General features: G+C 52.8%; 22 protein-coding genes and 1 tRNA gene. 8 read left to right on the top strand and 15 right to left on the bottom strand.

What is annotated here, in order from left to right; genetic code table 11:
• Positions 1 to 870: 870 nt before the first annotated feature.
• From FY046_RS21995 to aspA, 5 genes are all read right to left on the bottom strand, one after another.
• A tRNA-Phe gene (locus FY046_RS21995) sits at positions 871 to 946 on the bottom strand.
• Between the two features lie 109 nt (positions 947 to 1,055).
• Positions 1,056 to 1,634, bottom strand: a complete 579-nt coding sequence (gene dicD / locus FY046_RS21990) for a division control transcriptional repressor DicD (RefSeq protein WP_133842587.1) — start codon at positions 1,632 to 1,634, stop codon at positions 1,056 to 1,058.
• A gap of 40 nt (positions 1,635 to 1,674) precedes the next feature.
• The gene (locus FY046_RS21985) at positions 1,675 to 3,393 is read right to left on the bottom strand and encodes a protein-disulfide reductase DsbD (protein ID WP_446186484.1); all 1,719 of its coding nucleotides are present in this window, start codon (positions 3,391 to 3,393) and stop codon (positions 1,675 to 1,677) included.
• A gap of 144 nt (positions 3,394 to 3,537) precedes the next feature.
• Entirely contained in the window at positions 3,538 to 4,839 is a 1,302-nt protein-coding gene (locus tag FY046_RS21980) for an anaerobic C4-dicarboxylate transporter (RefSeq protein WP_167864317.1), read from the bottom strand.
• A gap of 116 nt (positions 4,840 to 4,955) precedes the next feature.
• Positions 4,956 to 6,392, bottom strand: a complete 1,437-nt coding sequence (aspA, locus tag FY046_RS21975) for an aspartate ammonia-lyase (RefSeq protein ID WP_133842584.1) — start codon at positions 6,390 to 6,392, stop codon at positions 4,956 to 4,958.
• 368 nt (positions 6,393 to 6,760) lie between these two features.
• Between aspA and FY046_RS21970 the strand changes: the two genes are divergently transcribed.
• The 3 genes from FY046_RS21970 to groL all read left to right on the top strand — a co-directional run bounded on the left by FY046_RS21970 (position 6,761) and on the right by groL (position 9,432).
• Positions 6,761 to 7,222: an FxsA family protein gene (locus tag FY046_RS21970; protein WP_133842583.1), complete on the top strand. Its 462-nt coding sequence runs from the start codon at positions 6,761 to 6,763 to the stop codon at positions 7,220 to 7,222.
• A gap of 225 nt (positions 7,223 to 7,447) precedes the next feature.
• Entirely contained in the window at positions 7,448 to 7,741 is a 294-nt protein-coding gene (locus tag FY046_RS21965) for a co-chaperone GroES (protein ID WP_133842582.1), read from the top strand.
• A 47-nt stretch (positions 7,742 to 7,788) separates the two neighbouring features.
• Positions 7,789 to 9,432: a chaperonin GroEL gene (groL, locus tag FY046_RS21960; RefSeq protein WP_159336785.1), complete on the top strand. Its 1,644-nt coding sequence runs from the start codon at positions 7,789 to 7,791 to the stop codon at positions 9,430 to 9,432.
• A 72-nt stretch (positions 9,433 to 9,504) separates the two neighbouring features.
• Here the strand turns inward: groL and FY046_RS21955 are convergent, their stop codons facing one another.
• From FY046_RS21955 to FY046_RS21940, 4 genes are all read right to left on the bottom strand, one after another.
• Positions 9,505 to 11,934: a fimbria/pilus outer membrane usher protein gene (locus tag FY046_RS21955; protein ID WP_446186483.1), complete on the bottom strand. Its 2,430-nt coding sequence runs from the start codon at positions 11,932 to 11,934 to the stop codon at positions 9,505 to 9,507.
• Positions 11,935 to 11,986: 52 nt separating this feature from the next.
• Entirely contained in the window at positions 11,987 to 12,682 is a 696-nt protein-coding gene (locus FY046_RS21950; protein ID WP_159336787.1) for a fimbria/pilus chaperone family protein, read from the bottom strand.
• Between the two features lie 71 nt (positions 12,683 to 12,753).
• Positions 12,754 to 13,464, bottom strand: coding sequence for a hypothetical protein (locus FY046_RS21945; RefSeq protein ID WP_446186482.1), 711 nt, complete (start codon positions 13,462 to 13,464; stop codon positions 12,754 to 12,756).
• A gap of 243 nt (positions 13,465 to 13,707) precedes the next feature.
• The gene (locus FY046_RS21940) at positions 13,708 to 14,358 is read right to left on the bottom strand and encodes a hypothetical protein (RefSeq protein ID WP_446186481.1); all 651 of its coding nucleotides are present in this window, start codon (positions 14,356 to 14,358) and stop codon (positions 13,708 to 13,710) included.
• Positions 14,359 to 14,711: 353 nt separating this feature from the next.
• Between FY046_RS21940 and FY046_RS21935 the strand changes: the two genes are divergently transcribed.
• Positions 14,712 to 15,056: a DUF4156 domain-containing protein gene (locus FY046_RS21935; protein WP_133842576.1), complete on the top strand. Its 345-nt coding sequence runs from the start codon at positions 14,712 to 14,714 to the stop codon at positions 15,054 to 15,056.
• An 87-nt stretch (positions 15,057 to 15,143) separates the two neighbouring features.
• Here FY046_RS21935 and epmB read toward each other — a convergent pair whose 3' ends face one another.
• The gene (gene epmB / locus FY046_RS21930; RefSeq protein WP_133842575.1) at positions 15,144 to 16,172 is read right to left on the bottom strand and encodes an EF-P beta-lysylation protein EpmB; all 1,029 of its coding nucleotides are present in this window, start codon (positions 16,170 to 16,172) and stop codon (positions 15,144 to 15,146) included.
• A gap of 41 nt (positions 16,173 to 16,213) precedes the next feature.
• Between epmB and efp the strand changes: the two genes are divergently transcribed.
• The 3 genes from efp (at position 16,214) to FY046_RS21915 (ending at position 17,208) form a co-directional block, all read left to right on the top strand.
• Complete coding sequence (gene efp / locus FY046_RS21925) at positions 16,214 to 16,780, top strand: elongation factor P (protein ID WP_133842574.1); 567 nt, start codon at positions 16,214 to 16,216, stop codon at positions 16,778 to 16,780.
• 61 nt (positions 16,781 to 16,841) lie between these two features.
• Positions 16,842 to 16,967 (top strand): entericidin A/B family lipoprotein, encoded by a 126-nt coding sequence (locus tag FY046_RS21920; RefSeq protein ID WP_133842573.1) that lies wholly within the window; start codon positions 16,842 to 16,844, stop codon positions 16,965 to 16,967.
• A gap of 109 nt (positions 16,968 to 17,076) precedes the next feature.
• A complete protein-coding gene (locus tag FY046_RS21915) occupies positions 17,077 to 17,208 on the top strand; it encodes an entericidin A/B family lipoprotein (protein WP_133842572.1) in 132 nt (43 codons plus the stop codon).
• Between the two features lie 41 nt (positions 17,209 to 17,249).
• On the opposite strand, the gene FY046_RS21910 is transcribed toward FY046_RS21915, so the two are convergent.
• Genes FY046_RS21910 through frdA form a run of 5 tightly spaced genes read right to left on the bottom strand, consistent with a single transcriptional unit; the run spans position 17,250 to position 21,109 of the window.
• Positions 17,250 to 17,774 (bottom strand): lipocalin family protein, encoded by a 525-nt coding sequence (locus tag FY046_RS21910; protein ID WP_446186480.1) that lies wholly within the window; start codon positions 17,772 to 17,774, stop codon positions 17,250 to 17,252.
• Between the two features lie 44 nt (positions 17,775 to 17,818).
• Positions 17,819 to 18,175, bottom strand: a complete 357-nt coding sequence (gene frdD, locus FY046_RS21905; protein ID WP_205945503.1) for a fumarate reductase subunit FrdD — start codon at positions 18,173 to 18,175, stop codon at positions 17,819 to 17,821.
• Between the two features lie 9 nt (positions 18,176 to 18,184).
• Positions 18,185 to 18,580 (bottom strand): fumarate reductase subunit FrdC, encoded by a 396-nt coding sequence (gene frdC, locus FY046_RS21900; RefSeq protein ID WP_159336790.1) that lies wholly within the window; start codon positions 18,578 to 18,580, stop codon positions 18,185 to 18,187.
• 11 nt (positions 18,581 to 18,591) lie between these two features.
• Complete coding sequence (locus FY046_RS21895) at positions 18,592 to 19,326, bottom strand: succinate dehydrogenase/fumarate reductase iron-sulfur subunit (protein WP_227535187.1); 735 nt, start codon at positions 19,324 to 19,326, stop codon at positions 18,592 to 18,594.
• Positions 19,319 to 21,109, bottom strand: coding sequence for a fumarate reductase (quinol) flavoprotein subunit (gene frdA / locus FY046_RS21890; RefSeq protein WP_167864320.1), 1,791 nt, complete (start codon positions 21,107 to 21,109; stop codon positions 19,319 to 19,321). Before frdA ends, FY046_RS21895 begins: the two co-directional genes overlap by 8 nt.
• A 314-nt stretch (positions 21,110 to 21,423) precedes the next feature.
• On the opposite strand from frdA, the gene epmA reads away from it, so the two are divergent.
• On the top strand, positions 21,424 to 22,401 hold the full coding sequence (epmA, locus tag FY046_RS21885; RefSeq protein WP_446186479.1) for an elongation factor P--(R)-beta-lysine ligase: 978 nt from the start codon (positions 21,424 to 21,426) through the stop codon (positions 22,399 to 22,401).
• Positions 22,402 to 22,471: the final 70 nt, after the last annotated feature.

Raw genomic sequence — 22,471 nt, 5'->3', positions numbered from 1 at the left:
CCGAAACTAAACTCCAGGCACATCTTAAATCTCTCGCTGCCGATGCACGAATATCAGCTATAGCTGATATCATTAGGCTTCTTCAAGAAGATGAGGCTGGACACATGCCTGAAGCATTAACAGGATTGCTTTAGAGCGCTAACTAACTTCCTTCGGTGACACTTGTATCTTAGAGATCCGAACTAGTCTTGGTAATTAAGGGGTAAATAATTACTCAGATAGCAATCCCAGTCGAACTATACAATACGGCGAAATGTTATAGTTTCGCCTTTTTATGCAATATGAGCCGTCCCGGTTATCTTATATATCTAACGGCCAACCATGCGAAAAGAGATCTCTGTCAAGGTCCGCTCCTGGCACGGAACGAACCTTCATTGACGCTATGCCAGACCTAAATTGCTGCTCAGCAGGGATATTAACGCCGCCTTTACTTCACTTACTGGAGGCGTAGCAATGGCTGGGAAAAGTTGGTTGACGGAGGGCTGATAACTGATTTTATTGAGAACCGTGAGCAAGGCCGGGAATCCTTTCCGGGATTGTGAGGGGGTGAGCAAGCCTACCGGCGCGGTAGTGTTTTGCACACATCCGAAGTGAAGCGATGCTGCTTTTTTCTTCTGACCGGACAAAGACCGGATGCTGCCTTGGTGTGATCAATTCACCAGCAGGTATACCGGCTGGAAATAGTGTTTATTGGCAGCGTGAAGATTAGCAGGGGTTGGCACAGTGACCGGAAGGGTAGGGCGTCGCTAAAGGGAGATGCTCAGGCTGGATGGAAGAGGCCGAGTGGCGGTAACTGTGGCTAAGACGACCAGAAATCTACCGGAACCCCAGAAAGCAAAAAACCAGCCCGTAGGCTGGTTTCTTTAAATATGGTGCCCGGACTCGGAATCGAACCAAGGACACGGGGATTTTCAATCCCCTGCTCTACCGACTGAGCTATCCGGGCAACGGGGCGCATTAAACCGTAAAGGCCGTTCGGCGTCAACGGCTTTGTCATAAAAAAGTCGTAAAATCCTGCCGACTGCCTGCTTTTTACCCTGATACGGCAAAGTGCTTTAGCTTAACGCCCCATTTTTGCGGCACAAAGCAATGGTCAGTACGTCTTCTGCCAGGCGGCGGGCGTTTTCCACTTCCTGCACCTTGCGCTTCACAAGCAGACGGGACAGACAGCCCTCCAGAATCAACTCCATCTGATGTGCCACCAGCTCAGGATTATCGGTTTCTAGCTCGCTCAACAGGGCATGAGTATATTGCCAGGATGCCTGTTTTTGCAGTTCCGCAATTTCGTGGATCGGATGGTCCGGTTGCGGGTAGAAACTACAGGCGGCAATAAACAGACAGCCGGGATAGCGTTGATTATTGACGGCTTCTGCCAGCACCTGATAACGGGCCATCAGTTTTTTCTGCGGGCTGAGGCTGTCATCCAGCAGCAGCTTACGTCGCCAGACTTCAATCTGCTGCCCGTGATAGCGTAGCGCGTCATACAGCAACGCATCGCGATCCGGCCAGAAGCGCTGAAGTTCTTGTTCGCTGCATCCCAATTCTTCCGCCATCATGGCAAGAGAAGTGGTGGCGGCGAGTCCGTTCAGCTCAAGGATGCCAAGAGCCTGTTCCAGTACCTGTTCACGCTGCACGTCCTTCTCCTCGTTTAGCTTTATCAAAATCTAGTGTCGTTTACTGTGCCAGTTTCTGCAAATGCGCCCGAAACGCCGCCGGTTTCATAAACCCGGTCACGCGTGAGCCCGGGATTTCATGGCCCTGTGCATCAAAGAAAAGCAGGGTAGGCAAGCCCAGGACATTCAGATGGTTCAGCAGGGCGCTGTCGCTGGCGTTACTGGCAGTGACATCTGCCTGCAATAACTGCATGTGGCCAAAGGCCGCCTGCACTTGCGGATCGCTGAAAGTGTATTTCTCAAATTCTTTGCAGGCCACGCACCAGTCGGCATACAGGTCGAGCATCGTGAGGTTGCCGCCCGCATTGCTTGTTAGCCGTTGATTGAGCTGCTCAACGCTACTGATTCGGGTAAACGTTAACTGTGGGCCCGCTTCCTGCTGGGCAGCACTGCCAAACGCCCAATCTTGCAAGGGACGGGCAACAATCAACATGATGCCTAACAGCAGAATTTGCAGCACGCGCAGCCAGCCACGCTGGCTTTTCAGGCTGCTGATAAACGCCCATCCGAAGAAGGCGACGGCCAGCAGGCTCCAGAGGCGCAATCCCCAGGTGTCGCCGACCACCCGCTCCAGCAGGAATACCGGGAGAGCCAGGATCACAAAGCCAAAACCCTCTTTTACCGTCTGCATCCACGGGCCACTTTTCGGCAGCAGGCGGTTGCCGAACAGCGTAATGGCGACCAGCGGCAGACCCATACCCAGCGCATACAGATACAGCGTTCCGGCACCGGCCAGCATATTGCCACTCTGAGCGATGTACAGCAGGATAGCGCTCAGCGGGGCAGTGGTGCAGGGCGAGCAAATCAGCCCGGCCAGCGCACCCATCAGGAAGACGCCCGGCAGTGAGCCGCCCTGCTGACGGTTACTCCACAGCGTCAGACGGGTCTGCAATGAAGAGGGGAGTTGCAGGGTGAACAGGCCAAACATCGACAAGGCCAGCAGAATAAACAGCACAGAAAGTCCGATCAGCACGGCGGGTGCCTGAAGCGCGGCCTGGAAGCGTAGCCCGGCGGCCGCCACGACAATGCCCATCAGGGTGTAGGTCAGCGCCATGCCCTGTACATAGACCATCGCCAGCGCAAACAGGCGAGCCAGACTGTAGCGGCGATTGCCGCCGAGGATAATCCCCGAGATTAACGGATACATCGGCAGTACGCAGGGCGTGAACGCTACGCCAATGCCGATCAGCAGTGCCCACAGCGGTGAGAAGGGCAAGCTGTTGCTGCCGGACGTCTCTGAGGCAGTGGCAGGTACCGGTGTGGCTTCCGGCGTGCTATGCGCCGCCACTGCATCCAGCGGCACGGTGCGTGTCTCCGGCGGATAACAAAATCCCGCTGCGGCACACCCCTGATAGACCACCGTCATTTGCGCGCCTGCAGCGGCTTGCCTGAGGGTGAAAGGCAGCGTCAGGCTGTCCGGATAAATTTCCGTTTTGCCATAGAACTCGTCTTCATGCGGTTTGCCTGCGGGCAGACTCCACTCGGCGAGCGTCGCGCCCTGCACGCTGATCTTTATCTGCTGGCGATACAGGTAGTAGCCCGGTTTGATCTGCCAGTTGAGGGTGAGAATGTCGTTTTTTTGTGTGAAATCAAAAGCGAAGGCCTGATTGACCGTCACAAACTGGCTGTTGTTGTTCTGGCCGAACAGCGACGCGCTGGCGTTCACGCTGAACAGGCTGGCAAACAGCAGGAAAATAAAGGGGATAAGTCGCTGAGTCATAACGGGTCTTGCTCTCTCCATGTGGGACCGGCCGGACGGCAAAGGGAGATGATAGCATGGCACCGTGAGTTTCGGGGGGTCGGGCAGGTCGGCCTCTACAGGATCCAGGGGCCGATCATTTTTTCCGATCGGCCCGGGGAGAGATTAGAGAATAATGCCACCCAACAGGAAACCAAACGCCACCGACAGCACAATGGCCAGCGTGCCAGGGATCAGGAACGAGTGGTTAAACACAAAACGGCCGATACGCGTGGAGCCGGTATCGTCCATTTCCACCGCGGCCAGCAGCGTAGGGTAGGTCGGCAGCACAAAGAGAGCGGATACCGCCGCAAATGATGCCACCGCAGTGACCGGGGAAACACCCAGCATCAGGGCTGCCGGCATCAGCGCTTTGGTGGTTGCCGCCTGCGAGTAAAGCAGCGTTGAGGCAAAGAACAGGATCACAGCCAGCATCCATGGATAATCGTGCAGCAACTCACCTGCCACCTGCTGGATATCGCCGATGTGGGCTTTGACAAACGTATCCCCCAGCCAGGCAACGCCGAGTACGCAGACGCAGGCACTCATGCCGGATTTAAAGGTGCTGGCACTGAGAATTTCACCGGTATCAATCTTGCAGGTTAAGCAGATCAGCGCGGCAACGGTCAACATAAACACCACGATGGCTTCATTACGCGGCAGCACCGGGTTTTGAATCAGGCCAACCGCATCGCTGATCGCGGTGGCGTACAGCACCACGGCGACAATGCCGACCAGCAGCAACAGTACTGAGCGCCTGGCTCCCGGTTTTTCTTTAAACTTGCTGGCCCCACGCAGGGCCACTTCGCCTTTTGCCAGCCGGGCCTGATATACCGGATCATCCTTCAGCTCTTTACCAAGGAAGTTGGTGAGCAGCGCAGCGATAAAGATAGCCGCCATCGTGGAGGGGATCGCAACCGCCAGCAGCATCAGGTAGCTGATGCCTTTGGGTTCGAGGATGCCCGCCATAAACACCACGGCCGCTGAAATTGGCGAGGCGGTGATGGCAATCTGCGAAGAGACCACGGCAATCGACAGCGGACGGGAAGGGCGTATGCCCTGTTCTTTGGCCACCTCGGCAATCACCGGCAGCGTGGAGAACGCGGTGTGCCCGGTCCCCGCCAGCAGGGTCATAACATAAGTCACCAGCGGTGCCAGCAGGGTGATATAGCGCGGATGTTTACGCAACAGCCGCTCGGCCAGATTGACCAGATAATCCATCCCGCCAGCAACCTGCATCGCGGCGATAGCGGCAATAACGCCCATAATGATTTCGATAACGTCGAACGGGATGGCACCCGGTTTGATTTGAAATCCCAGGGTGAGAATCAGCACCCCGAGACCTCCGGCAAAGCCGATGCCGATCCCTCCCAGCCGGCTTCCCAGATAGATCGCGGCAAAGACGACGATAAGCTCAGGTAATAACATACGGTGTTCCTTAATTTTTTTGCTAATAAACCGTTAAAATTTTGTGTGCTGTGAAAAGTAAAAAGGCACGGTGTTCGGGTGAACAACGTGCCTTAAAAAGTTAGATATCCGGTCTGTTATTGTTCGTTTTCATCGGTATAGCGTTTTGCTTTGTACACCGGGAACATCAGGTTCTGCGTAGAGAAAATATCATCCAGCTCGCTTTCGGTCAGTAAACCGCGCTCAAGTACCACTTCCCGCACGCTCTTACCGGTTTCGGCGCAGATCTTGCCGACGATATCGCCATTATGGTGGCCGATATACGGGTTGAGGTAGGTGACAATACCGATGGAATTAAACACGTAGGCTTCGCACACCGCTTTGTTGGCGGTAATGCCATCGACGCATTTTTCCAGCAGGTTGTAGCAGGCGTTGGTCAAAATATGAATGGACTCAAACATCGCCTGGCCGATGACCGGTTCCATCACGTTCAGCTGGAGCTGGCCCGCTTCAGAAGCCATCGTCACCGTAATATCGTTGCCGATGACCTTGAAGCACACCTGATTGACGACCTCAGGGACGACCGGGTTAACCTTGGCAGGCATGATTGAAGAGCCCGCCTGCAATTCCGGCAGGTTAATTTCATTCAGGCCAGCGCGTGGGCCGGAGGAGAGCAGACGCAGGTCATTACAGATTTTCGACAGCTTAACCGCCAGGCGTTTCAGCGAACTGTGCACCATCACGTAGGCACCGCAGTCGGAGGTGGCTTCGATCAGGTCTTCTGCCGGCACGCAGGCCAGGCCGCTGACTTCTGCCAGCTTCTGTACGGCCAGCTGTTGATAGCCGTCCGGTGTATTCAGACGAGTACCAATGGCGGTCGCGCCCAGGTTGACTTCCAGCAGCAGTTCGGCGGTGCGCAGAATGCTGCGGATCTCTTCATTCAGCAGCACGTTAAAGGCATGGAATTCCTGGCCAAGTGTCATCGGCACGGCATCCTGTAGCTGGGTACGGCCCATTTTCAGGATGGTGTTAAATTCCACCGCTTTCCGCTGGAAGCCTTCACTCAGCTGGCCGATAGCGTCCAGCAGTTTCAAAATGGAGCTGTAAACCGCGATGCGGAACCCGGTTGGGTAGGCATCGTTGGTGGACTGGCATTTGTTTACGTGGTCATTCGGATTGAGGTACTGATACTCCCCTTTCTGATGCCCCATCAGCTCGAGGCCAATATTGGCCAGCACTTCGTTGGTGTTCATGTTTACCGAGGTGCCCGCCCCCCCCTGGTAAACGTCGATCGGGAACTGATCCATACACCGGCCGTTGTTCAGTACTTCATCACAGGCACTGATAATGGTGTTTGCCACGTTGCGCGGGATAGTTTGTAGCTCTTTATTCGCCAGCGCCGCCGCTTTTTTAACCATGACCATACCGCGTACAAATTCAGGGATGTCACTGATTTTGTTGTTGCTGATATAGAAGTTTTCAATCGCACGCAGAGTATGAACACCGTAGTAAGCATCCGCGGGGACTTCACGCATACCTAACAGGTCTTCTTCGATACGAATGTTATTAGTCATGAGAACCTTCTTTAAAGGAATACCGGTAAAATCATCACAATTTAAGTGCCTGTTTCTGCGGTCGACATCCAGAGAATATCGGGCCGGAGAACGGCTGCCGCAAGATTTTATCTGTTTGCGTCACACCGAGCACGATCATATTCTGTCGTGATGCAAAAGCCTGAAGCCAGATCACTTAAACTGCCTGCCATATCAAACAGTTTCAATGATATGTGATCGTACTCACAATGAAAGGTGTCGCATCTATTTCAACATTTCCCGTTGAAAAAGGGGGTCCTCGCTCCCACCTTCTATACTATCGGTCACTACGATCGCCATTTTATGCCGCCGTGCACTCTGCAGGGGGGCCATTGATACAGGAGAATACGGTGCGCTGGTTACCGTTCTTAGTAATATTTGCCCTGGTATGGATCGAGATTTCTCTCTTCATTCAGGTTGCCCATGTGATGGGCGTGTTGATGACCATGCTACTGGTGATCTTCACTTCCTGCATTGGCATTTCTCTGGTGAAAAACCAGGGGATGAAAAACTTTATGCTGATGCAGCAGAAGCTGAATGCGGGCGAAAGCCCGGCGGCAGAGATGATCAAGAGTGTCTCGCTGGTGCTGGCGGGTTTCCTGCTGTTACTGCCAGGCTTCTTTACTGACTTCATTGGTCTGCTGCTGCTGTTGCCTCCGGTACAAAAGCATCTGACGCTGAAGCTGATGCCGCATCTGAAAGTCTGGGGCGGTGGGGGCGCTGCGCCTGATAGCGGGTTTACCGTTGATGGTGAATACGAGCGTAAAGAATCGAATCTGATTGAGCATGACCGCAACGACGACAGGCGTTAATGTTTTGCCCGTCAATCACGGCGCTTTCCTGACGGGGCGCCGTTTTTTTTGCCTGCCGAACAGGATGTACAAAAAAACACCTAAAGAGGCAGTTAACAAAAAAAATTACTTCTGGCCCTTGAAAGGCCTCCTCGGCGGCCGCATCTCTTCCGTCACGAGGCCGGTAGCCAATGCAGCCCGGCTTTCATCCCAAAACTGATTGGACTTCTCAAAGGAGAGCTAACAATGAAAATTCGTCCATTGCACGATCGTGTTATCGTCAAGCGTAAAGAAGTTGAATCCAAATCTGCAGGTGGCATCGTGCTGACCGGTTCTGCGGCGGGTAAATCTACTCGTGGCGAAATCCTGGCTGTTGGCAACGGTCGCATCCTGGAAAATGGCGAAGTGAAGCCATTGGACGTGAAAGTAGGTGATGTGGTCATCTTCAGCGAAGGCTACGGCGCGAAAACTGAAAAAATCGACAACGAAGAAGTTCTGATCATCTCAGAAAACGACATTCTGGCGATTGTTGAAGCGTAATTAACGCGTAATTCACTGAACGTAACGAATTTAAGGAAAAAGATAAAATGGCAGCTAAAGACGTAAAATTCGGTAATGACGCGCGCGTAAAAATGCTGCGCGGTGTGAACGTACTGGCAGATGCAGTAAAAGTTACCCTGGGCCCGAAAGGCCGTAACGTGGTTCTGGATAAATCTTTTGGTGCACCGACCATCACGAAAGATGGTGTTTCTGTTGCGCGTGAAATCGAGCTGGAAGACAAGTTCGAAAACATGGGCGCTCAGATGGTGAAAGAAGTCGCTTCCAAAGCTAACGACGCTGCGGGTGACGGTACCACCACTGCTACCGTACTGGCACAGTCCATCATCACCGAAGGCCTGAAAGCCGTCGCTGCGGGTATGAACCCGATGGATCTGAAGCGCGGCATCGACCAGGCGGTTATCGCCGCGGTTGAAGAGCTGAAAAAACTGTCTGTGCCTTGCTCTGACTCTAAAGCGATTGCTCAGGTCGGTACCATCTCTGCTAACTCCGATGAAACCGTGGGCCAGTTAATTGCTCAGGCGATGGAAAAAGTGGGCAAAGAAGGCGTGATCACTGTTGAAGAAGGCACCGGTCTGCAAGACGAGCTGGACGTGGTTGAAGGTATGCAGTTTGACCGTGGCTACCTGTCCCCTTACTTCATCAACAAGCCAGAAACTGGCGCAGTTGAGCTGGAATCTCCATTCATCCTGCTGGCTGACAAAAAAATCTCCAACATCCGTGAAATGCTGCCAGTGCTGGAAGCCGTTGCGAAAGCCGGTAAACCACTGCTGATCATCGCTGAAGATGTTGAAGGCGAAGCGCTGGCAACGCTGGTGGTGAACACCATGCGCGGCATCGTGAAAGTGGCTGCGGTTAAAGCTCCTGGTTTCGGCGACCGTCGTAAAGCCATGCTGCAGGACATCGCTGTTCTGACCGGTGGTACCGTAATCTCAGAAGAGATCGGTATGGAACTGGAAAAAGCAGGTCTGGAAGATATGGGCCAGGCGAAACGCGTTGTGATCAACAAAGACACCACTATCATCATCGATGGTACCGGTGAAGAAGTGGCGATCAACGGCCGTGTGACTCAGATCCGTCAGCAGATCGAAGAAGCAACTTCTGATTACGATCGTGAAAAACTGCAGGAACGTGTCGCGAAACTGGCAGGCGGCGTTGCCGTTCTGAAAGTGGGCGCAGCGACTGAAGTTGAAATGAAAGAGAAGAAAGCACGCGTTGAAGATGCTCTGCACGCTACCCGTGCAGCAGTAGAAGAAGGCGTGGTTGCTGGTGGTGGTGTTGCACTGGTACGCGTGGCGTCTAAACTGTCTGAACTGCGTGGCCAGAACGAAGACCAGAACGTGGGTATCAAAGTTGCGCTGCGCGCAATGGAATCCCCACTGCGTCAGATCGTTGCTAACGCCGGTGAAGAGCCATCTGTTGTGACTAACAACGTGAAAGCAGGCGAAGGTAACTACGGTTACAACGCGCAGACCGAAGAATACGGCGACATGATCGACTTCGGTATCCTGGACCCAACCAAAGTGACCCGTTCTGCTCTGCAGTACGCGGCTTCTGTTGCTGGCCTGATGATCACCACCGAATGTATGGTGACTGATCTGCCTAAAGGCGATACGCCTGATTTAGGCGCAGGCGGCATGGGTGGTATGGGCGGCATGGGCGGAATGATGTAATCCCCCCGCTCCACTGCCCTTAGCGGTACGTGATGCAGAACGCCCCGTCAGTTTGCGCTGACGGGGCGTTTTTTATTGGCAGGTCACATCAAGCCTTTTGTACAGAGTACGATCGTCGTCGTCCTCATCATCGATGTGATAATTGATGATGCACTCCTCTGTACTGCGCGCAATTTTTACCTGCATACTGGCCTGTTCTGCTGCATTACTGAGAAAGGCCACGCCCTCATCTACAGCTTCTGTGACGAGCTCCCCATCCCGCCATAGCGTACTGCCTTTCGGTAACATTTGGCCATTTGCAAGCCTGACGGTGAGCAGCAATCGCGTGCCGGAGAGCACTGCTATCTTCACTTTTTTTACCGTGCCTCGTGCCAGATGCAGCGTGCGGTGACCATTAATCACATCGATATTTTTAGGCAGTTTATCCACATCGATGTTCAGCGAACTATCCTGCCATGGCGGTATCGCCGGGAGGACTGCCTCTCCACGCCAGTCCGTCCACGCGATCCCGCCCGGTGTGATGATCGGGATCCCTGCCACAGGACGACTGAGTGCCAGCAGACCAAAGGTATCTGATACCGGATTGTTGCTGAAACCCACGCCATAAGGGTAAAGAATGACTGCACCCTGACCGCTCACGCTGTAGTTGCTGTTGTGCTGGGTGTCCTGCTGGGCATTAAGGCTAAGGCGGGTATAGCGCAGATCGCTGTTGAGCGAGCCCTGGATCGAGCGGTTATGATCGCTGTTGGTTTGTTCCAGAGCCAGGTTGTAATCACTGTAGTCTGAAAGTGACGCACTGACTTCACTACCCAACACATCACGATGATTATAAGCGCGGTAGTAGTGCCGAAAATGCGTCTCCCCCAGCGACCAGTTAACATTCAACGAGATATTTTTATTTTTCTGCTTTCCGCCGCTGCCCTGCGACGCACTCAATGACAGCCGAAGATTCTTAGTGAAACGACGATTCCAGGACAGCATGGCATAGCGCCATAACTGATCATTCTGATAGCTGCGCGAGCGACTATAGCTCAGGGACAATGTGCCCAGCCATTGAGGAGACCAGTTAGCAGAGACGCTGAGTTCGTTATTTTGCTGGTCGTTGTGGTTGTTACTATTGCGCTGTTTTGCTTCATTCAACGTGATAAAATTCGGGCTATTTTTACTCATTCCCAGAGACAGGGAAAGATTCTGCGACAGGTTATGGCTACCCGAAAGCTGCAATTGAGCGCCGTTACTGCGGCGAGTATCGTTCTGTTCCACGATAGCCTGAAGTGAAATTGAGCTGCTGCCTGCAAGGATTTGCGGCACGCCGTTAAGCGAAATCGCAAGGGAATGGTAGCTTTTGCTGAGCAGCGCTCCACTGCGCAGTGACCACGAGGGGCCGGGTTGCCAGTTCTGATTTAGCGTCAAAATGGCCGGTGTAGCACTGTCCTGTGCCACTCTCTTTACACTGCCTATCGCCAGGCTGAAACCGGGGCTGCTGCCGCGATTAAAATGGGTAAGCTGGGTGACAGGAACCACAAAGTGCTGATTTTCCCCCTTATTTTCTACTACCGTGACATCAAGTGGGGCATTGAGGTTTTGTACTGGAATATTGTCCAGGTTGAACGGGCCTGCCGGCACCAGGGTGCTGTAAATGATTTGATCATACTGTCGCACTTCGACACGCGCTTGAGGGGTATTAGCAATGCCCTCAATATTGACGCCACTTCCTCCCACCCCCTGAGATAACACATCATCCGGTGAGAGCTGAAAGCCATTTAACGTATCCAGGGCGAATAGGGTATTTCTAACGTTAATTTCCCCTGCCTGTAGGGTCTTGTTCAGCTTACTAACATAGCGTTCCAGATAGGTGGAGTTAACCGTAGCCGTCAGGCCCTGTTTATCCTGTTGAACGTTTTGCTGACTGCGCAATATCCAGTTGGCCAGATTGATACCGCTATCCAACGCCAGCCAGCTGTAACGTTCCCGGTGGTCAGGGGAAAGATTCATACTGGAAAAGTAGTTGTAGTTAACGTGGATGGCACTGCCGCCGGATTCGCCCTCATGACGCTGGCTGACAAGCCATGAAGAGGGCACTACGATACTGAGCGACTGTGTTTCCTGCTGCCAGGCGAGACTAATCTGGCTATCACTGGCCGCCCAGTCATAACATTTTTGAGATCGTGCGGCATCAGGAACGCTCAGGCCCAGTTCTTCAAACAGCTCTGGAGTGAAACAAATCGCCCCCTGGTGAGTGACCTGTAATTGGAATGAACCGATAAAATCACCGTTAAGGCTGATATCTATCACATTCAATCCGGCAGGGATCTTGCCCAACCGATCCAGCTTTTCCAGTGCACTCTGGTCCAGGCCGTGGCGTTTTAACGTTTCAACGTCCCAGTCTTCAGGCGAGGTTTCACCCGATAAAGAAGCGGAAGGTGTTTCGTTGGCGGTGGCATTAGAGTTTAGCGCCACAAATATCAGACTGGCGGGCAGTAAAAAAATGAGCTTCCACATTATTCCATTTCATTTGGTAATGAGTGCAGTAAATTTCCTTTTACCGCCGGGGTCAATGTGTCACCGACATTTCAACATTGCCGGTGTCGAAGCCATATTTCGACACGGTTTCAATACTGACCTTCTGCGTGCCAGTGAGCTGTGCGGCTTCTTTCACCATCACGGGCACCGTCTGCTGCGGCAGAACATAGGTTTTGGTCAGCAGTGCGTTTTTCCCCTGTGGAAGCAGCTTGATTTGTTGTGACAGCCTGACCACATAGGGACTGGGATTGTGTACCGTCAGCTTATTGCCGTTGAGGTTCCAGACCAGTGCTTTCCATGGATCGGCGCTCATGGCTAATCCTTGTGGATGAATAATCACTGGAATATTTTGGCGAATATTAACGTCAATTCTGTTTTCATCATTGCCTGTTTTCGGCCGGATGCCTTCGAAGGTGACACGCTTCAGATGCTCAACCTGGAGTGGGCGGTCGCTATTAAGAATAAAACGCACCAGCTGGGTTTTCCCGGCTTCCAGGCGCATGACGGGCTGAGTGGCATACAATTTGGGCTGCGGATCGTCAGGTAAATCGTGAATTTTGACATACAGCAGTTCTGTCTGATCGTCAGTATTGGTGACATTGATGCTGCCGCCGCCATCCTTTTCAAGAATAAACAGCATGGGGGTTTCTGGTTTCATGGTGGCGTAAGACGCTGCTGTCCAGGAGCAGCAGAGTAGAGCCAGTGTAGTCAGGGTAAAGGAGCGCATGGTACCTCTGTAACAAGAACGGAGTGCTACAGGTCGTAACACTCCGGTATTTAGGTGAAATTAATCTGGGATTACAGGTAAACCAGATCGTAAGTCGCTTCACCTTTGATATCGATTCTTTCAGAGGTTTTCAGCTTGGATGCCGGGGAAATAAACGGGGAGAATTCCAGCCCGATGGTATGGCTTTTACCCATAACAGGTGCATTGCTTTTATCCCCTGTTGTCCAGGAGTACATCTTTTGGCCGGTACCTGAAATAAGGCGGCTGGCGTTATCAAAAGTACTCCAGACGTTAGACCCCACAGGAGCAACGATGAAATTGTTCACGCCAACCTGGTCTACATTCGTGCTATCTGTGTCGAGCTTCACCATATAACCGCCGATTACCGCGCCGTCAGAGGTTGCTCCCAGGCTGAAAATTTCGGGCACCTGCATGCCCATATAGAAAACCTGGCCTGCTTTTTCTGCCACATCGGTGGGTTGGATGGCAACGGCTGTGGCGGATGGGCAGTCAATCCTAATCTGCAGTTTTGATACGGGTAGGATTGTTTCTTTCGTCACGTTCAGATTATCGGCTATCAGTTTTCCTAACTTAATGCTCGTTGAACTGACCCCTTTACCAATATCGCATGACGCAGGAATAATCATGCCATCAACTTTTACAGTGAACTGTGATTTGCCTGCATTGGCCATGCCCGATGTTGCGATAGCGGCCAACAGAGACAGGCTCAGCGCGGTCTTTTTAAAATTCATGTTTGTATAGTCCTTATACGTTTTATTCATGAAGAAAATACTCTCCTAAGAGAGTAAGTGGAACGCTTAATACTGAATACGGGTTTCCTTGAATTCCACTTTCACTTGGATACTCCCTTTTTAACCTAACATGTGGAACGCAGGATTAAATGTCGCATGTGTGTTTTATTTAACGTTATCAAAGGTTGTCTGATGTATTTTGGAGGCTTTTTTTTACATCTATTGATGTAGGATTAACTAATTAAGTTAAAATAAAAATAGCAAATGAGATTTTTACAGATATACAATTTCAAACGTTGTCATTCCATCGATTTTTATTGCATCTGCCTGATTTAAATTGAAGATGAAAGGCTTCAGGATGATGTCAATATTAACCTGATGTGCGCTTCCTGGTGTTATCTGGCTACCCCAGGAGTAAATGTTTTCACCGGATGGAGTCAGCCTGAACTGCCCGGTGCGCCAGCTAACCCCTTCGTTATCTGAAACCAGCACGTTAGGTATAACTCTTCCGTCCATTCGCGAGTGTTCAGGGTCAATCAGGGCGAGATAGCCACCAATTGCCTGTCCTTTATTTGTCAGGCCAAGGCTGAAAATATCACGCTGCTGTTCACCCGCCAGCTGAACGTTGCCGGCATTCGGGGCAATGTCTCTTGCCCGAAAAGCAAACGAAGTCGCTCCCTGACATTGAATCATCAAGCCTAATTTTTTTTCGGGCAGTAGCGTTCTGCCCGAATGGGAGCTGCCCTGACCAGCGACCAGATTTAACTTAATGCTTCCTGCGCTATTCATACCGATATCGCATGAGCCGGGCATAATCTCGCCTTGCAACTTTATGGTTGTTTGGGAGGATGCGAATATCTCATTAGAGCCTAATGCAAGCAGTATCATCACGGTAAGGGTGAGAGGTGATCTGATTTTTTTCATGCATAGTCCATTATTTATGATGTGTGATAGCAGCCTGACTCGTTATCCTTGAGTGGTAATTGCTGCCTCGATTATACACAGTGCCGTGTTTAATAAAAGTTTGTCTTTATAGTAAAATCTTTATTTGCGTGTTTACTCTTGTTGTTTCAATATGTGCTTTTTTGGGAGCGATCGTTATTAATATATATTTCTTAGCTGGAAATATATCACTTAATGGGTGTTAATTATCACTCTAATGGTGTGTTCAAAAAGCAATCAGTTGCGGGCGCAAGAAAATCAGTAAGTATGTTTTTCTTTTGCCAGTTAAAAGGGTATAAATGGGGTCGTATAATTTTACAATTTTGAGGAAAAGCATGCGTATTCACGTACTGGGATTCTCGGCGCTCGCGCTGCTGCTGGCAGGCTGTAGTTCATCCAACACACTGAGTTCAGCTGGCGAGCGTGTCACCTTTACCGATCAGCAACCAGCAAGTAGCTGCCAGCTGCTGGGCAACGTGACTGGCGCACAAAGTAACTGGTTCTCAGGTTCCGGTGGCGAAGGCAGTTCACTGCGCGGCGCAGCCAACGATCTGCGTAATCGTGCGGCAGAGATGGGCGGTAACGTCATTTATGGTGCCACCAGTCCAACCCAGAACATCTGGTCTAACTTTGCACCGCTCGACAGCAAAATGAGTGGTCAGGTGTATAAGTGCTCGTGATCGTTATGGCCTGATGGGCATTCTGACGATGAATAAAAAAGGGTGGCTTTAAGCGCACCCTTTTTTATTGCTGCAATGCCGCCGCATCTATTCCTGACGTAACTGTAAATCGAGCGGTGTTTTGCTCGGCTCACCCCCAATCTCCCGCGCCAGTTTCGGTACCATATAACCCGAAACCTTACCTAACAGTTCACGCACAATGGCGCGTGCGCGCTGGTCATCAACGTAGAAATGCGCTGCGCCTTGCACCTTATCCAGCACATGCAGGTAATAAGGAAGTATCCCGGCATCAAACAGCGCATTGCTCAGTGCGGCCAGCGTGGTGGCATCATCGTTAATGCCCCGTAGCAGCACGCTCTGATTCAGCAGCGTCACACCCGCACGTTTTAGCATACGCATACCATGGCGCAGGTCGTCGTCGATCTCTTGCGCGTGGTTGATATGGGTGACCATCAGCGTTTGCAGGCGTGACTGTGCAAGCCGCTGGCACAGCGCTTCGGTGATGCGTTTAGGGATCACCACCGGCAGACGGCTGTGGATGCGCAGGCGCTTAATATGTGGAATTTGTTCCAGTTCTGCGATCAGCCAGTCCAGCTCGTGATCCTTTGCCATCAGCGGATCGCCGCCGGAGAAAATAATCTCATCCAGTTCTGGCTGTTGTCGGATATACTCCAGGGCTTGCTGCCAGTTGCGTTTATTGCCCTGGTTATCAGAGTACGGAAAATGGCGGCGAAAACAGTAACGGCAATTGACGGCACAGCCGCCTTTGACCAGCAATAACGCACGATTACGATATTTATGTAACAGACCCGGCACCACACTGCTCTGCTCATCCAGCGGATCGGTACTGTAACCCGGTGCATCAACGAACTCCTGCTGCGAGGTAATAACCTGTAGCAGCAGAGGATCCTGCGGATCGCCTTTGCGCATGCGTGCAGCAAAGGCCCGGGGGACGCGCAGGGCGAAAAGACGCCGTGCGTCATGGCCTGAAACCAGATCAGGGTGATGGTGCAACGCTAAAAGTTGCAGTAATTCATTCGGATCAGTGATTACATCGGCAAGTTGATGCAACCATTCTTCTCGCACAGGGGTATTTAGGGTTACAATGTGTGCCATTTTTTTGGCTAAGTACCAGTAATAAATTGTAGAGGGCCTTTATGGCGACTTATTCTAGCAACGATTTCCGTCCCGGTCTTAAAATCATGTTCGAAGGCGAGCCTTATGCCATCGAATCAAGCGAGTTTGTTAAGCCGGGTAAAGGCCAGGCATTCGCACGCGTAAAAATGCGTCGTCTGTTGACCGGAACGCGTGTTGAGAAAACTTTTAAATCTACCGACTCCGCTGAAGGCGCTGATGTAGTAGATACTAACCTGAACTACCTGTACAACGACGGCGAGTTCTACCACTTCATGCACCCGGAAAGCTTCGAGCAGCATCCTGTTGAAGAGAAAACCGTGGGCGATGCAGCAAAATGGCTGCTCGACAACGCTGAGTGTATCGTGACCCTGTGGAACGGCAAACCGATCCAGGTGTTACCACCGAACTTCGTTGAGCTGGAAATCACGGATACTGATCCGGGCCTGAAAGGTGATACCGCAGGGACTGGCGGCAAGCCAGCGACACTGTCTACCGGTGCGGTAGTGAAAGTGCCACTGTTCGTGCAGATTGGCGAAGTGATCAAAGTTGATACCCGTTCTGGCGAATACGTTTCACGCGTAAAATAAGCCCGAACCAGTGAGGGCCTGCCCGTCAGGCCCTTATCCTTGACGATGTGAGTTTAAGTATATGTTGAAATTCATAGCTGTTGCATTGTTGATGACCTGCGCGCTCAGCGCCTGTAATACCTTCCACGGCTTTGGCGAAGATGTGCAGCATCTCGGCGGTGCCATCACCGATGCAGCCAATAAATAACGTCTTCTGGTCTGAAAAATTCCCTTTTTGCTTTGCCATACAGGCAAGCGCATAAATTACAGCTATGCTTACATCGCTGTGCTTTATCTCTAATTAAAAGGAAATTGCTATGAAGAAAAGTATTGTTGCCCTTCTTTCTGTTCTGGTGCTCTCTTCCGTACTCTCTGCCTGTAATACCACGCGCGGCGTGGGTGAAGATGTTGAGGCGGGTGGTAAGGCAATTCAGAAAAGCACGAATTAATCTGTGTGAAAGGCCGGTGCGGTGCACCGGCGATAGCTTTGTTAGCGCTGATTAACCCAAATCAGTTTATCCACGGCAAAGCCTGCTCCGCGTGCTTTAGCCAGTAACTCTGTTTTTACCCCGTCTTCCAGCTGCGGCGTCCGCGATAAAATCCACAGATAGTCCCGATTCGGCCCGCACACCAGCGCGTGCTGGTAATCGTTATCCAGCGCAATCACGTTATAGCCGCCATAAAACGGTCCGAAGAATGACACTTTGAGTGCGGCCAGATCAGAAGGGCCGGTAAAATACGCTTTACCTACACTCTCCTGCCAGCGCTGTTTGCGCGTATTAAAGCCGCGGTTAACCACTTTCAGCCCGCCATCGTCGCGTTTGCTGTAGGTGGCCGTCACCTGATCCAGGCCGCGTTCAAAACGGTGGTCCAGGCGCGCAATCTCATACCAGCTTCCAAGATAGCGTTCGGCATTGAATCCAGAAATGGGGGTAACGCCTTGCGGCGGGGTGGTAGAGCAGGCAACCGAGAGCAGCGCCCCGGCACCTGCGGTGAACATTTTCCATAGCGACATATAAATAAGCCATTCCTTAATGATCGAATGGCTTGAGTATAGATTTACACGGCGATCACGCCAATTAATGCTACTACGCTTAACAGCGAGGCAATGCCGTAGCACAGCAACTTGCTGGCAGGGATATGCAGTTTCAGGTCATGCAGGCTATGGTGCAGGCGGTGCAGTGCGCACCACAGTGGCATCACAATCACCAGCAGCAGGATGACTCGGCCAGGCAGTGACTGAGCAAATCCCAGAACCCGCTCATAGCTGAACGTCTCTGCCGGTGCCCAGCCTAGCGGCAGCAACAAGCCGACCAGCAGAACGATCACCGGGCTGACCAATGCAGCCCACATGCCCCCGGCACCAAACAGGCCCCAGAAGATGGGCTCATCAGAACGTTGCGGTTGTGTGTTCATTATCACTCCTTAAGCCAGCAGCGACACGGCCAGTACAACGCCGCTTAAAATAATCATCACGATCCATAGCCCTTTAATGATCGGTTCCGGCGGCAGCTTCTCCCCTTTAACGATAATAATTTGTGCTTTTGGGGCCAGGTCAAACCAGGTTTTGCTGTGATGCAAGGCGGCGACGAGTGCCACCAGATTCAGTAGCAGGACGATGGGGTTCTGCAGGAAGGTGACAAAACCTTCCCAGCTTTCCTGCCCCATCTTCAAAGCAAACAGGCCGATAATCAGCTCAATACTGAACCACAGCGCGGGAATGGCGGTGCCTTCGCGCAGCATATACAGACGGTAGAACGGCAGCGACTGCCACCAGCTTCCTGACATAGGACGGATATACGCATTACGTTTCGAGGTCATTTACAGCCTCCTTAATGGGGTTTCAGGGTGGCGATCAGGAAGTCTTTACTGCTCTCCACTTTGCCCTGCTGGATAGCCGCCGCCGGGTCGACGTGTTTTGGGCACACTTCGGAGCAGAAGCCGACAAAGGTACAGCTCCAGACGCCATTAATGCCGTTAAGCTGCGGCATACGCTGTGCTTTACCCCGGTCACGGCTGTCGAGGTTATAGCGGTGGGCGAGGGTGATCGCCGCAGGGCCAATAAATTCAGGGTTCAGGCCAAACTGTGGGCAGGCGGCATAGCACAGACCACAGTTAATACAGCCGGAAAACTGATGATATTTCGCCATCTGCGCCGGGGTTTGCAGACCCGGGCCTTCACTGGCCTCCCGCGGGTTACCAATCACCCAGGGCTTAATCGCCTCCAGACTTTCCATAAAGTGAGTCATATCCACCACCAGATCGCGTTCGATCGGGAAGTTTGCCAGTGGTTCTACTTTGACGCCGGCCGGGTAATCGCGCAGGAAGGTTTTGCACGCCAGTTTGGGGACACCATTCACCATCATCCCGCAAGAACCACAAATCGCCATACGACATGACCAGCGATACGACAGATCAAAAGCCAGGTTGTCTTTGATATAGCCGAGGGCATCAAGCAGCGAGGTGGTTTCATCCCAGGGAACGTCAAAAATCTCGTTACGCGGGACGCGGTCTGTCTCCGGGTTGTAGCGCATAATGTTGATTTGACGGCTTTTGCTCTCACTCATGACCAGGCTCCTTGTGGGTGCTGCCCTCAGAGGCCGCGCCATACACGCGCGCAGCAGGCGGCAGATGGGTAATGGTCACCGGATCGTAAGCGACCGAAGGCGCTCCCTGCGGGTTGAAGAAGGTCAGGGTATGCGCCAGGAAGTGTTCGTCGTCGCGTGTGGTGCAGCCTTCATCCAGCCGCTGATGTGCGCCGCGAGACTCTTTACGTTGAATGGCTGAATGCGCCATACACTCCGCCACATCCAGCCCGTGGGCCAGTTCAACGGCGTACAGCAGTTCGGTATTGAACACGCTGGAGGTGTCGGTCACACGCAGGTTAGAAAAACGCTGCTTCAGCTCCGCCAGCTTATCGATAGTTTTTTGCATCAGCTCCGTGGTGCGGTAGATGCCGCAGCCTTCTTCCATCGCCATGCCCATTTCATCACGCAGCGTGGCCGCATTTTCGCTGCCCTGCTGATTCACCAACCCGTGCAGTCGTTTTTCAATGTCGTTGCGCTGAGCGCTGAGCGCGGCATCCCGCACCGGATGTGGCTGGGAAGCGCGCTGTGCGGCTTGCTCACCCGCCAGGCGCCCAAACACCACCAGTTCTGCCAGCGAGTTAGAGCCGAGGCGGTTCGCCCCGTGCAGTCCAACGGAGGAACATTCACCCACGGCAAACAGACCCTGGATACGCGTTTCACACTCGGCGTTGGTTTCAATGCCGCCCATGGTGTAGTGCGCGGTCGGACGCACCGGGATCGGAGCCGTAATCGGGTCCACGCCGACATAGGCTTTGCTCAGTTCGCAGATAAACGGCAGGCGTTCGCGCAGTTTTTTCTCACCGAGGTGGCGCAGATCGAGATAGACGACATCCCCGCGTGGTGTGGCGATGGTGCGCCCTGCACGCCATTCATGCCAGAAAGCCTGGGAAACCTTGTCGCGCGGGCCCAGCTCCATATATTTGTTTTTTGGCTCCCCGAGTGGAGTTTCCGGCCCCATGCCGTAATCCTGCAGGTAACGGTAACCGTCTTTATTGACCAGAATACCGCCCTCACCACGGCAGCCTTCCGTCATCAGAATGCCGGAACCCGGCAGGCCGGTGGGATGGTACTGAACAAACTCCATATCGCGCAGTGGGACGCCGTGGCGAAACGCCATGCCCATACCATCGCCGGTGACAATGCCGCCATTGGTGTTGTAGCGATAGACGCGGCCCGCGCCGCCGGTCGCGAGGATCACTGACTGTGCGCGTACTTCCAGCAGCGTGCCTTCCATCATGTTGATCGCGACCAGACCGTGCGCCACGCCATCGTCCACCAGCAGGTCGAGGACGAAATGCTCATCAAGCCGTTGGATTTGCGGGTATTTCAGCGATGTTTGAAACAGGGTGTGCAGCATATGGAAGCCGGTTTTATCGGCGGCAAACCAGGTGCGTTCAATCTTCATTCCGCCAAAACGACGGACGTTGATGGAGCCATCTTCTTTGCGGCTCCACGGGCAGCCCCACTGCTCCATTTGCGCCATTTCCTGCGGGCAGTGCTGAACAAAGTAGTCCACCACGGGTTGTTCGCACAGCCAGTCGCCCCCGGCAACGGTATCGTGAAAATGAGAATCGAAACTGTCCTGCTCTTGAGTGACGGCGGCGGCACCGCCTTCGGCGGCCACAGTGTGGCTGCGCATCGGATAGACTTTGGAGATCAGAGCAATCTTCAATCGCGGGTTGGCTTCTGCGGCGGCAATCGCAGCACGCAGCCCGGCTCCACCAGCACCAACAATGACTAAATCGGCATTCAGGGTTTGCACAATTTTCTCCCTTATACCCTGCATACGTCGCGCAACATGTGTGTTGCCTGTTTTTCTGCCACGCGAACCATGGTGGGTATTTTGTGTTTGAGATTTTTCCAGAGGCAAAGCGGGTGGCTCTACCCGACAGTCGCGGCCCAGTATAAGGGGGTTAAAATGGCGCCAATTTGATGTGTTCGGGCATTTCGGCGGGTAAGTGATAAAAACCCTTCACTTTCTGTGGAAAGCGTGTTGCTGGTTTTTTCGACGTAGAATTGTGTGTTGCGGCCCGGACAGGTAGACTTCTTGCCCCTACTGACTTTGGAGTAAAAAAGATGAGCGATTCGGCTAGCTGGCAGCCAAGTGCATCTATCGCCAATTTATTAAAGCGTGCGGCGATCATGGCTGAAATCCGGCGTTTCTTTGCCGATCGTGGCGTACTGGAAGTGGAAACCCCGGCCATGAGCCAGGCGACGGTGACCGATGTGCATCTGTTCCCATTCCAGACCCGGTTTGTTGGCCCAGGTACCGCTGCCGGTATCGATCTTTATCTGATGACCAGCCCTGAATACCATATGAAGCGTCTGCTGGCCGCAGGCAGCGGGCCGATTTTCCAGCTGTGTCGCAGTTTCCGTAATGAAGAGATGGGGCGCCACCATAATCCCGAATTTACCATGCTGGAATGGTATCGCCCGCACTACGATATGTACCGCCTGATGAACGAGGTGGACGATCTGCTGCAACAGGTGCTGGAGTGTGCTCCGGCCGAGACGCTTTCCTACCAGCAGGCCTTTATTCGTCATCTGGAGATTGACCCGCTGTCTGCTGACAAAGCGCAGTTGCGCGAAGCGGCTGAAAAACTGGGCGCTGGCGATCTCGCCCATCGTGAAGAAGATCGCGATACGCTGCTTCAACTGTTGTTTATGCTGGGTGTGGAGCCTGAAATCGGTAAAGAAAAACCGGCGTTCGTCTATCACTTTCCGGCCAGTCAGGCGGCGCTGGCAGAGATCAGTACGGAAGATCATCGCGTGGCCGAGCGTTTCGAGGTCTATTTCAAAGGTATTGAGCTGGCGAATGGTTTCCGTGAACTGACCGACAGCCGTGAACAGCGTCTGCGTTTTGAGCAGGATAACCGTAAGCGTGCGGCTGCGGGTCTGCCCGTGCAGCCGATTGATACCCACCTGTTGGACGCGCTGGCGCACGGTATGCCGGAGTGTTCCGGTGTGGCATTAGGGGTTGATCGTATTGTGATGCTGGCACTGAAAGCAGAGCAGCTCAGTGATGTGATCGCGTTCACCGTCGACCGTTGTTAATTCCTCGGCGGGGTAAACGGGCTGACCGAAAAACGAGGTCAGCCCTTGGGTGTCGGGGGCGATTATTTTT

The sequence above is a fragment of the Erwinia sp. 1181_3 genome (assembly GCF_052824965.1).
This window is presented reverse-complemented; position numbering and strand designations above follow the sequence as displayed.